Below are 11,946 nucleotides of genomic sequence, written 5' to 3'. Positions count from 1 at the left end.
CCAGGTTGTCTACTGGGCGGGATCACGCTGTTGCCTCTCCACGCGGCAGGGCGGGCGCCCTGGGGACGATCCCGGGTGTATAACCGCGCGAGATGCTCTGCGACGCCGCCGCCAGCAAACCGGCCAGATCACCACACGGGGAAGGACGGTCGTGACCACGACGAGTGCCGACGACGACGCGGTGTACCGGATGACGATGAGCCTGAGCGTGCTCAAGCACCTCGGCCTGAACCTGTACTCCAACCTGCCCGCGGTGCTGTCCGAGGCCGTGGCGAACGCCTGGGATGCCGACGCCACACGCGTCGAGATCACGGTCGACGCCGACCGGGACCGCGTCGTTGTGCAAGACAACGGCCTCGGCATGTCACGAACGCAGGCCAACGAGCGGTACCTGAACGTCGGTTACGGTCGCCGCGAAGACGCCGAGAACCAGCACGGCCAGATGACAGCCCGCGGCCGGCAGGTGATGGGACGTAAGGGCATCGGCAAGCTGTCCCTGTTCTCCATCGCCAAGACCATCGAAGTGCAGTCCCGCCCCACGCTGGACCCGGACGACCCGGCCGCTGCGCCCGGTGAGCCCGTCGGATTCGTCATGGACCTCGAGGACATCCAGCGGCAGATCGCGCACGACGGGTCGGTGTACCGCCCCACACCCGTCCCCACCGACGAGATCGACGTCCAGGTCGGGACGCGGCTCACCCTGACGAACCCGTCGAAAGATCTCCGGCGCGCCGGCGCGCACATCAAGTCCCGGCTCGCACGGCGGTTCTCCATGCTGACCGACGACTTCACCATCGTGGTCAACGGCGCGTCGATCGACCCGAGCGACCGCGACCTGATGAAGAAGTGCCGCTACGTGTGGGTGTTCGGGACGGGTCCGCTGGCCGACGCCCTGACCGCGGCCCGCACACGCAACGGCGATCACGTGGACGCCCGCAGCGGGCAGACACCCGGCGGCCGCCAGATCGTAGGATGGATCGGGGCGGCGAAGACCTCGTCGGACCTGCGCGCCCCTGATGCCGACGGAGAATCGGGGAACCGTGTCGCGATCCTCGTGCGCGGCAAGCTCGCACGCGAGGACGTCCTGGACGCCGTCGGGCACAGCGGACTGTTCACCAAGTTCCTCGCCGGCGAGTTGCACGCCGACTTCCTGGACGACGACGCCCAAGAGGACATCGCCACGAGCAGCCGACAGGGCGTGCGAGAGGACGACGAACGGTTCGTCGACGTGCGTTCATTCGTCGAGCAGGAGCTGAAGAAGGTCGGCACGGACTGGAACGCGCTGCGCGAGGCCGACGGGCTGAACGACGCCGCCAAGGAGGTGCCAGCGATCACCGACTGGATCGACGGGCTAAAGGGACACGACACCAAGGCCAGCGCCCGCCGGTTCGTGGCCCGCGTGAGCAGCATGGCGCTCGAACCGCAGCACCGGCGCGACCTGCTCGCAGGTGCCGTCGTCACGTTCGAGCGGTTGCACCGTCGCGACCGCTTGTCCGAGATCGAGGAAAAGGACCCCGCCAACCTGCCCGCTCTGCTTGAAGCATTCCGGTCGATCGACGACGTCGAAGCCGCCATGTACTACGACATCGTCCAGCAGCGACTGGACATCATCGAGAAGTTCGAGGGCCTCACGGATGACGACGTCATCGAGGCGACATTGCGCGACTACCTATTCGAGCACCTCTGGCTGCTCGACCCCGGATGGGACCGTGCCACCGCGCCGGTGATGGAGAAGTCCGTGAAGAAGATCATCCAGAAGAGCGGCGGCAGCAAGGACCGAGTCGACATCAAGTACCGGCAGACAGGGTCGGCGCACGTGATCGTCGAGCTCAAACGAGCCGGACGGCGCGTGAGCACGGCGGAGCTCGCCGGGCAGATCCGCAAGTACTACGGACCGGTCACCGACCACGTGCGTGGGGCCGAAGGACAGCAGACCGAGGTCCAGGTCGTGTGCGTGCTCGGCAAGGACCCGGTCGACTGGCAGGACTACGACGGGCGCTCGATCTCCCGCGAGATGCTTCGCCCCTACAACGCACGGATCGTCACCTACGCCGAGCTCATCACGCGTGCCCGGCAGAACTATTCCGACTTCCTCAAGGCCCACAAGAAGCTGGGACGAGTCCGCAGCACGATCGCCAGCATCGAGTCGCAGATCACTGAACGGCCCGACCCCGACGGGACGTGAGAGAGTCGAGAGGCGCCCCGTCTCCACGACCACAACGGGCGTCGCCGATCGCGGGCGAGTACTCGAGTCTGTCGGCAAGTTCGCGTACTGTTCGGACACGTGAACAGCAGCGGCGGGGACGACCAGATCCCGCCGCTGCGGGTGGTGTCGCTGTTCAGCGGTATCGCAGGTCTCGACCTCGGTCTCGAGCGCGCCGGTCTGCGCATCGATCAGATGTGCGAGGTATGGGAGCCGGCACGGCGCGTCCTGCAGCACCACTTCCCGGCGATCGGGGTTGCCGGCGACGTCGAGCACTTCACCCCCACAGGTGAGTACGAGGTCCTCGTTGCCGGGTTCCCATGCACGGACGTGTCCCACGCAGGAAGCAAGGCGGGTATCTTCGGTGAGCGGTCCGGTCTGGTCCGGCACGTGTTCCGGATCGCCGAGGAGACCCGGCCCGACTGGGTCGTGCTGGAGAACGTGCCCAACCTTCTCGTCCTGCACAGAGGTGCAGGGATCCGCCACGTGACTCACGAACTCGAACGGTTGGGCTACCGGTGGGCGTACCGGACCGTCGACTCGCGGGCGTTCGGCGTGCCACAACGGCGGCCGCGCGTGATCATCGTCGCTTCCCGAACCAACGACCCCGCCGCGGTGCTCCTGCATGGTGACGTGACCGAGCTTCCCGCCCCGTCCGACGACTCCTCGGGGTTCTACTGGACTGAAGGGCGCCACGGCCTGGGGCTGGTGCGCGGCGCCATCCCCACGCTCAAGGGGGGGTCGACCATCGGCCTGCCGTCGGCACCGGCCGTGTGGCTGCCGAGCGCACCGATCGGACGACGGTTCGTGCTCCCACGCGTGGAGGATGGGGAGGCGCTGCAGGGCTTGCCACGAGGCTGGACCTCCCCTGCCGTCGCAGACGGGGAACGTGACCAGAGGTGGAAGTTGATCGGGAACGCGGTGACCGTGGGGGTCGGGCACTGGCTGGGGACCCGGATCCGCACCGTTCACGTCGGCGCCGACACACGTAGCGTCGAGCCGAGCCTCGGTGCCCCGATCGACAGGTCCCGTCCGTGGCCGATGGCGGGGGCCGGCGACGAGACGACGGCCCGTCAGGCGCTGGTCGGAAGTTGGCCGCAGTCACTGCCCATCGCGCCGTTGTCCTCGGTCGTCGACGGCCTCGCCGCTGCCCCCCTGTCGCACCGGGCGACGGCCGGTTTCTTGTCCCGCCTCGAGGAATCCGGCCGGGCAGTCCCGGACGACTTCTACCGCGACCTCGAGACGCACCTGAACGTGACCCGCCCGCTGCTTCCTCGTGATCGCCGGGGCGCCGAATGGGTCACGACGGCGTCGACCCGCAATCGGATGCACCGGCAGCGGCGGCGGGACACCCGACCGGAGGTCACGCTGCGCCGACAGCTGCGGGCGCTCGGTCTGGGCTACCGGTTGCAGATGCGACCCGAGGCCAGTATGCGCGCCCGACTGGACATCGTGTTCCCTGGTGCCAAGGTCGCCGTGGACGTCCGTGGGTGCTTCTGGCACGCGTGCCCGCAACATGCGACGTCCCCGTCCGCGAACGCAGAACGCTGGGCCGACAAGCTCGCCCGCAACGTCGCCCGTGACAAGCGCACCGTCGAGTCCCTTGAGGCGGCCGGTTGGGCCGTCGTCGTCGTCTGGGAGCACGAGGACCCGGTTGTCGCGGCGGCCCACATCGACGCGATCGTCCGAGCCCGGCGCATGCGACGTCCCGGCACGCTAACGGTCGCGCCCGGCCTTGGAGTGTCCGAGACACGAGCCGCGGGATGACCGGGCACCCGGTGTACTCATGGACGCGGTGACCGATCGTACCGGCGCCGTAGTGCTCGGCGCGGTGTTCACCCGCCGCTGGATCGCGGATCTGGTGCTCGACCTCGCCGGATACCTTCCGACCGACCGTCTCGCTACCGGTGTCGCTATCGAACCCGCGTGCGGACCGGGCACGTTCGTCGCTTCCATGGCAGAACGTCTCTTGGAGTCGTGTCGTCACCATGGCGACGACATCGCGCAGGCCGTTGATGCGATCGTCGCGGTCGACATCGACTCGGGCGCGGTGGCCGGTTCGCGCGACCTCGTCGTCGAGCGTCTCACACACCATGGTGTGCCGACCCACACGGCTCGGACCCTCGCCCGATCGTGGGTCCGGCAAGGCGACTTCCTGGACATCGCCGCCGACCTGCCCACAGCAAACTGGATTGTCGGGAACCCGCCGTACGTCCGCATCGAGAACATCGACCGGGATGCCTTGCACAGGTACCGCGCTCGATGGTCCACGATGACCGGCCGAGCCGACATCTACGTCGGCTTCATCGAAGCGAGCCTGGACCTGTTGTCCCCGAGCGGGCGGCTCGCCTTCATCTGCGCGGACCGGTGGATGCGCAACCAGTACGGCACCAAGCTGCGCGAGAAGGTCACCGGGTCGTTTGCGGTCGAGGCCTGCATCGTGCTGCATGAAGTGGACGCGTTCGAAGAGAAGGTCGCCGCCTATCCTGCGATCACGGTCATCCGGCCAGGGCCTCAGGGCAGTGCCCTGGTCGCCGAGGCCGCCGACGGGTTCGACGAGCAGACCGCCCGTGGGCTCGCCAGGCTGTTCACCGACGGGGACCTGAGCGCACGCTCGGTCGGTCCACCGTTGTCGGCGTCGTGGACGTCGCAGTGGTTCACCGACGGCAGCACCAGTTGGCCCACCGGCACACCGCAGGAACTGACGCTGCTCAGCACCCTTGAGCGCAGCTTCCGCACCCTCGAGCAGGCAGGCGTCAGCATCGGTGTGGGTGCCGCGACAGGCGCCGATGCCGTGTACATCACGGGGCAGCCGACCGGAGTGGAGCCCTCCCGGTTGCTCCGGAGCGTCAGTGCGCGCGAGGCGGGGGGCGACACGATCGCTTGGGAAGGCCGGTTCCTGGTCAACCCGTGGGACGAAGACGGCCTCGTGGAACTCGACGACTATCCCGGCCTACGGTCCTACCTCGAAGCCCATCGCCCCCGCCTGCTCGAACGACATGTGGCCCGACAGCCGAACGCCGCCTGGTGGCGCACCATCGACCGGGTGAAACCCGACGTGGCCAGAGCGAACAAGCTCCTGGTACCCGACCTGAAGTCACGGATCCACCCGGTCCTGGACTCCGGCGAGTACTACCCGATGCACAGCCTCGCTTACCTGACGTCCGACACGTGGGATCTGTCGGTGCTCGGCGGTCTGCTGATGTCCGACATCGCGAACCTGTTCGTCAGCGCGTACTCCGTACGAATGGCCACGGGCCGGCTGCGGGTCTCCGCCCAGTACCTGCGCAGGATTCACCTGCCCGACTACGACCTGCTCGACCCCGAGATGCGGGCGGCGCTCGCTCGAGCTTTCGCCGCGCGGGACATCCCCGCGGCGTCCACGCTCGCCCGTCAGGCTTACGGGCTGTCGCCGTAGACGAAGCGACGACGCGGCAGCCGAAGGCGCATGGAGGACAGGACGCAGTCGTGCGCCGCCGGCCGGCCCCCAGACGGCTCGACCGGGAGCCCAGCGGGTAGCGCCGGTCGGGGAGCGACCTCCCGCAAGCACGGATCGTGGTCGGGCCCAGTGCGTCTAGGTGGATCCCAGCACGGCCTCGGCCTCGTCACGCAATGGCTTGCCCGGCGTCGTCTCAAGCATGAGCAGCGTCTGTTCGGCACCGTACAGCGAGCCCATCGCAGCGATGAGCACCCCGCAAGGTCGCGTGCCCCGCAGCGGGAAGGCCGGACGGCCCTCATGCACCGCATCGTCGAGAAGGAGTTCGTGGCCTTGGTCGCCAGGCGGATGGATGTCGGGGTTGTCGCGCGTCCAGCCCGAGATCGCTTGCACGTGCGGAAAGGCGTGGAACCGACTCCCACCGGAAGGGCCAGTATCGGCACTCTCGTAACGCCAACCGCGTGCACGGAGATCACCACTGATGTCGTCGTGCGAGTGCACCACCAGTCTCAGCGAGATGCACACGACACCAGACTTCACGGACACTTCGAGACGGGCCACCGGGTACAGCAGTGGAGGGTGCGCCCGGACGGGCGTCAGCACGAAGTGCTCGAACGGGTTCGCTCGCAGGAGCGTGTTGGCGTTTCCGCGGCTCAACTGCCGCAACTGCCTCTTGATCTCGACCGATGACGGCTGATGGTATTGAGCGAGGAGACGTTCGACGCGCGCGGGCGGACTTGGATTCGGCCGTTCCCGGTAGTCGTTCCAGGCGGTCATGACATCACCGACAAGCGAAAGGTCGTTCTTGGCGGTGGTGTTCAGTGTCATAGCAGGCGCGTGAACGGTTCGTAGCTGACCTCGTCCCGTCTGGCTCGGTCGTCCTCAAGGTTCTCGATCCAGCGGGTGGCGTAGTTGCCGGCGACGTCGGACTCGAACTCTTGCCCTTCGGCACGCGGGATGAACCGCGAAGTGTCTTCGGCGAAGACCAGGTCGTCCCCGAGGTCAGGCGCTGAATCGCGTTCGCGCTGGATCTGGCGGGCTACCTCGGCGAAGTAGGTGGGGCGAGTGACGAACGCGTCGAGCGCGGACGCACGGGCGGGAGCCGCTGCCGAGAGCGGTTCACCTGCGACCTGCTTGGCTGTGGTCTTGTCCCACTCGTCAGCGGTGGCAGCTTCCGGGCCGAGTCTCGGGAAGCGGGCGACCAAATGGGGAGCGTCGACGATGACGTTCTGCGCCGGAAGCAGCACCCGCGCCAACCATCGACGGACCACGGAGGCTGCCATTCGCGCGGCTGCGGCGTCGTCGGTGGCCATCTCGTCGGGGTAGGGCAGCCCGAACTGCCCTGTCGCCAGTTGACGGAACGTCGCGTCCGCGGGATCAGCGGAGCCGAACACGTCGAGCTGGCGCGCGACGAGCTGCGCGGCGTCTATCCCGAGCGTCTGCAGCACCGGCTCGTCCAGCAGGTCGGCCATCACCGTGTTCGACCTGTCCACGACGTCGGCAAGCTCAGGTAGCACGTCGCGGTACCACGGATCGAACACCCTTCGGCGGTCGGGGTCCCAAGCCCAGAGGGTGTCGTCGTCGAGCTCGGCCGCCGAGACGTGCGCGTCCGCGTGAGTGCGGGTCTGTTGCATGAGGGTCAGGTCGAACACCCGCCCGTTCCGGTGCCGCGGGTGGAACATGTTCACCACGACGATCGCATTCGCGGTGGTGTAGCTGCGCACCTGCCGGGCGATCGCGTCACCCGACTGGTTACGCAACTTGCTGACGACGTCGTCGACCTCGGGCGAGGGCACGCCGCGCAGGTCCTGACGCGACGGTGACAGGTCGGCATCGATCAGGATCAGACCACAGTCGTTGGCCAGCGTGGCGTGATCGCCCGTCAGGGCGACGGAGGTGCCTTGCCGGACGCGCTGCTCGTGCTCTCCGAGTTCGGCGACGAAGTTCGCGAGATCCCCGGCCGTCAGGTTCGTGACTTCCCACCCGGAAAGGCGACGCAAGAGCGTCTCCCTCCAGCCCTCGACCCGGTCGATGCGGTCGTCGCACACGAGTGCTCGTTTCACAGTCACTTTCGCCACCTCACCCGAACTGCCGTCTTCATGCCCTGTGGGGGTGCTTCAAACTGGACCTGCAGGCTGAGCTCGTCCGCGATCATCTTCACGATTGTCAAGCCCAGCCCCATACCGCCCAGGCCTGCGGCCTCGATCTCCGGCGGGAGGGTCAACCGGCGCTCGAACGGCTCCCACAACTTGTGCGCCGATCCGAGTTCGACTCCCACACCGTTGTCCGAGACTCGAATCCAGCCACGATCGGTGTCCTCTGCGCCGTCGACCCGCACGATCGGGTGTTTCACGTCCCGGACAGCGTTGAACGCGTTGATCAGGAGGTTCTGCAGCATGGACGACCACGCGGGGTAGGTGGCCGGCGGCAACCTCATCTCCTTGGGGATGCCGTCGACGTGCACGGGCACGCCGGGCGCTATCGAGGCGATCTGGTCCGCGACCCGGCGAACGGTGCTGCGCGCGCCGTACGCCTTGACGTTCTCGCGGTTCTCCTTGGTCAACAGCGGTGCGAACACCTTGCGCACGTCCTGGACCCGTTCGTACCAGCTGTCCATCTGCTCTGCGACGTTCAGGAGTGTCGCGGTATGCGGGTCCTGGACGGTGACGGCGATGTCGCGGACCGTGTCGGACAGGTCACGAATGGTCTGCACCTGCTTGCTGACTTCGTGCTCGTACGCCAAGGAGGTGCTTCCCGCCGTGGCCAACGCTCCCAACAGTGCGGCGTAGGCGCGAGCGCTGCTCTCGCGCTGCTCAGCGCGGGTCGCTGCCGTCCGGACGACGTTGGTGAGCTGCTTGAGCACCGGGGGTGGAATCAGGTCTCGTGACTGCTGGATCACCCGCTCGACGTCGCGGACCGCGGCGACGGGAGATCCCGACGGGCCGGAGGGTCGCCGCGCCGCGTTGCGGCGCAGGATCTCTCGCGCACGTTGCATCGCGTACAGGTCGACACCGGCCCGAACCATCACTTGAAGCTGGCGGTAGGCACGGTTGACGACCAGGCGATCGCGGGTCAGTTGCACGGTCAGGCCGGGGTAGGCGTCCAGGCCGTCGCTTTCGCGGGCCGCAGCCTCCTGGCCTGTCGCGATGCTGACGACTCCGAAGATGTTGCGATTCGAGGGCAGATGCAACAACCCGCGGTCGACGTCCAAGTCCTTGGGGATCAGTTTGCTGACGGTACGCCGGGCGGAGCGGTCCTCTTCGATTCGAAGCCAGTCGCTGTCCACGCCGTAGTAAGGCAGCCGGAATCCCTCGTCGTACAGACCCACCCCGCCGAACTTCGACAGGTAGCCGCGAGCCTCGTTGACGGCGATGCCCTCCGGTTGGCGGTACTGCAGGTCGAAGACCCTGATGTCGTACGTGAGGGTCTCCACCTCGCAGTGCGGCACCGTCATGACGAACTGGTCGCGTTGCCCGTCGCGTTCCTGCACCTCCACGAGCAGGTGCCGGGTGGGGAACCGGTCTACCAGATCTTGACGTGGGCTGGCGTCGACCGACGTCCTGTCGAAGGCCGGGTCGTTCTCACGGCCGTCCTCGGGGTCAGTGTCCTCGGGCAGAGCGACCGGCAGCGTCATGGTTGGCACCCGTGCGGGAGGCTGACCCTCAGGAAGCAATCGGGCGCGGACGCGGCCGTTCCAGATGCTCAAGATCGCGTCGAGCTTCCTGGTGAACGCGTTCTCGACCCCAGCCGATTCGGTGACCAGGTTGAGCGAGAAGTCGTCCCGAAGGGTCTCGTAGGGTGGCCGCAGAGACCAGATCTCCTGCGCGAGTGCCTCGAACTGTCGGGCGTTCCACTCGTTGGTCAGCTGCCGCAAGGTCACGCGTGTCCCATGCGACGCGTCTCCGGCGAAGACCAGCCCGTTCGGCTGCGTGTAGGGGACGCGCACGGACGTCAAGTCGCCCGACTGGACGGCCTCATCCCACAGGATCTCGGCCCGCACGGCCGGTTGACGCTCGCCGTCCGTGCTCTTGGGGTTGACGAGTGCGACCGACTCGATGACCGTCTCGCGGGCGAGGAGCTGCACAGCGAGGCGGCCGATGCCCTTGGATCCGGTCAAGGAGCGCCGAAGCCGAGGGGAGTGGCGTTGGCGATGCTTGACGGTGGTACCGACCCGCATCCAGCGAGTCCGGAAGTCGTCGAGCGACATCCCGTGGCCGTTGTCCGTGACCGACAGGACCCCGCCACGGAGGGTGATGTCGACCTGTGTCGCGTCGGCGTCGTAGGCGTTCTTGATCAGCTCGGCGAGCGCGATGTGCGGTCGACCGACGAGTCGTTCACCCAGCTCGCGCAACAGTGCGGCATCGACGGTGAAGTGCAGTGTGGGTTCGGCCTCGTCGGACTCATCCATGGTGCGGTGATCGTATCGGCCGGGTCGCGCCGGGACGTCGCAGTGAGAACGTGGTTCGCGTCTTGCGACGGCAGACGGATCTGGCGCATCTCACGCGATATGCCATCGACGGCCGCCACACCCGCGCCCTCCCTGGCGCGGTTCGAGGAGGCGGGTGGGCGGATCGGAGGGCCAAGTGAACCGCTCTCGGGGTTGCCGCGCGTCGAGGCAACATCGCAGCGCAGCGGAAGGATCGGTAGCGGCCCTATGTCACGCGACGACGCGACAGACCATCGCAGTTGGTACGCCACGGCAGCACCCCACAAGGCCGTCTACCTGCACAGGCACCGCCGCGGGCGCCTGTACACAGCGGCGGCGGAGCCTGTACACGGCCGCTGACCTGCAGGGGCGCGCTGCCTGGTCAGAGGGTTAGCCGAACAAGCCACACAGAGCAAGGGCCTCTGACCAGGGTTCATCCCCAGGTCAGAGGCCCTTCTGCATGCGCCGACGTGCGCGGCTGCTGCGAGCGCACTGACTGTTACCAAGCCCACCGCTCCTGCCCGAGCCCGGAGCGGAGCGCGTCGGCCGGGCGAGGGAGCGAGCTGGCCACTCGTCCAGGTGAAACTGGCTGGTCAGGGCCTGGCAGGCGTCATCGCCGCGGGATCCGTGCCGATCGGGCGGACGAGCGGCAGTGCGCCGCCGTGCCGTACGACACAGGAGTCGTCATGCCACTGCCCACGCCCCGACGAGGCACGCTACGGATCGCCGTGCGCACCAAGGTGCTCGGGCTCGTCGCAGTGGCGACGGTCGTGGCGCTGACGATCGGGCTGCTGGCGATGGGCAGCACCAGCCGGCTGCGCGCGACGAACGCGGAGATGGCGCGCACGCAGACGTCTGTGTCCGCCGCGGTGCAGGAGCTCAAGGACGCGCTGTGGACGGTCCGGCACGAGGTCGCGGTCATCGGGACGTACGTGGGCGACGACGTGACGGCGAGCGTCGACGCCTACGCGGACGCGAGCGTGGCGCTGGACAGCGCGATCGCGCAGCTCAAGGGCACGTTCTCGGAGAGCGGCACCGAGCTGCCCGACGAGTTCTCCGCGTTCCAGACGACGCTCGACGCCTACCGCGGCGGTGTGCAGCAGAAGCTCGTCGCGGTCGCGCAGACCGGTGATCGCGAGGCGTTCCAGGCGGCGCGCGAGGACCTCGCGGCGGTGAGCCGGCAGATGCTCGACGACCTGCATGCGGTCGAGCTGGGTGTCGCGGACGACCTCGCGGCGCTGGCCGCGGATGCCGACGAGGCGGCCGCGCGGGAGATCACGCTCATGATCGGCACGCTCGCGGGTGGGGTCGTCGCGCTCCTGGTGCTCGGGCTCGCGCTGGCGAGCTCGTTGCGCCGGTCGGTGCAGGCGCTGCAGGTGGCGGTCACCGCGCTGGCGAGCGGGGACCTCACGGTCCGGCCGCGGGTCAAGACGTCCGACGAGCTCGGGCACATGGGCGCCTCGCTCGTGACCGCGCAGGAGTCGCTGGGCGCGACGTTGTCGGAGGTCGTGCTCGCGGCGGCCGCGGTCGCGGCGTCGTCGGAGTCGCTCTCGGCCGCGTCCACGCAGGTCGCCGCAGGGTCCGAGGAGACCTCGATGCAGGCGGGCGTCGTCGCCGCGGCCGCCGAGGAGGTCTCGCGCAACGTCCAGACGGTCGCGGCGGGTGCCGAGCAGATGGGTGCCTCGATCCGCGAGATCGCGCAGAACGCGACCGAGGCGGCGGCGGTCGCGACGAAGGCGACCGGCGTGGCCGAGCACGCGAACGACACGATCGCGCGGCTCGGCGCCTCGTCGGCGGAGATCGGCAACGTCGTCAAGCTGATCACGAGCATCGCGCAGCAGACCAACCTCCTGGCGCTCAACGCCACCATCGAGGCGGCCC

Annotated in this window: 7 protein-coding genes; 4 read left to right on the top strand and 3 right to left on the bottom strand. The window is 68.2% G+C overall.

Annotation, left to right across the window (positions count from 1 at the left end):
* Positions 1-190: 190 nt before the first annotated feature.
* From CPE01_RS16005 to CPE01_RS15995, 3 genes are all read left to right on the top strand, one after another.
* On the top strand, positions 191-2,185 hold the full coding sequence (locus CPE01_RS16005; RefSeq protein ID WP_186811590.1) for a BbrUII/HgiDII family restriction enzyme: 1,995 nt from the start codon (positions 191-193) through the stop codon (positions 2,183-2,185).
* Positions 2,186-2,284: 99 nt separating this feature from the next.
* Positions 2,285-3,970, top strand: a complete 1,686-nt coding sequence (gene vsr, locus CPE01_RS16000; protein WP_146807804.1) for a DNA mismatch endonuclease Vsr — start codon at positions 2,285-2,287, stop codon at positions 3,968-3,970.
* 19 nt (positions 3,971-3,989) lie between these two features.
* Positions 3,990-5,621 carry an Eco57I restriction-modification methylase domain-containing protein gene (locus CPE01_RS15995; protein ID WP_146807803.1) on the top strand — a complete coding sequence of 544 codons (1,632 nt, stop codon included), beginning with the start codon at positions 3,990-3,992 and terminating at the stop codon, positions 5,619-5,621.
* Positions 5,622-5,777: 156 nt separating this feature from the next.
* On the opposite strand, the gene CPE01_RS15990 is transcribed toward CPE01_RS15995, so the two are convergent.
* From CPE01_RS15990 to CPE01_RS15980, 3 genes are read right to left on the bottom strand one after another with little or no spacing between them, the layout of a single operon-like run.
* Positions 5,778-6,467, bottom strand: a complete 690-nt coding sequence (locus tag CPE01_RS15990) for a hypothetical protein (RefSeq protein ID WP_146807802.1) — start codon at positions 6,465-6,467, stop codon at positions 5,778-5,780.
* Entirely contained in the window at positions 6,464-7,687 is a 1,224-nt protein-coding gene (locus CPE01_RS15985; RefSeq protein WP_146807801.1) for a hypothetical protein, read from the bottom strand. Before CPE01_RS15985 ends, CPE01_RS15990 begins: the two co-directional genes overlap by 4 nt.
* Positions 7,688-7,704: 17 nt before the next feature.
* On the bottom strand, positions 7,705-10,047 hold the full coding sequence (locus CPE01_RS15980; protein ID WP_146807800.1) for an ATP-binding protein: 2,343 nt from the start codon (positions 10,045-10,047) through the stop codon (positions 7,705-7,707).
* A gap of 704 nt (positions 10,048-10,751) precedes the next feature.
* Between CPE01_RS15980 and CPE01_RS15975 the strand changes: the two genes are divergently transcribed.
* Positions 10,752-11,946, top strand: a 1,195-nt coding sequence (locus tag CPE01_RS15975; protein ID WP_146807799.1) for a methyl-accepting chemotaxis protein, incomplete at its 3' end; no start/stop codon positions are given.

The sequence above is a fragment of the Cellulomonas persica genome, from assembly GCF_007989825.1.
Taxonomy (GTDB): domain Bacteria; phylum Actinomycetota; class Actinomycetes; order Actinomycetales; family Cellulomonadaceae; genus Cellulomonas; species Cellulomonas persica.
The sequence above is the reverse complement of the archived record's forward strand: the minus strand, read 5'-3'. Positions and strand labels throughout refer to the sequence as shown.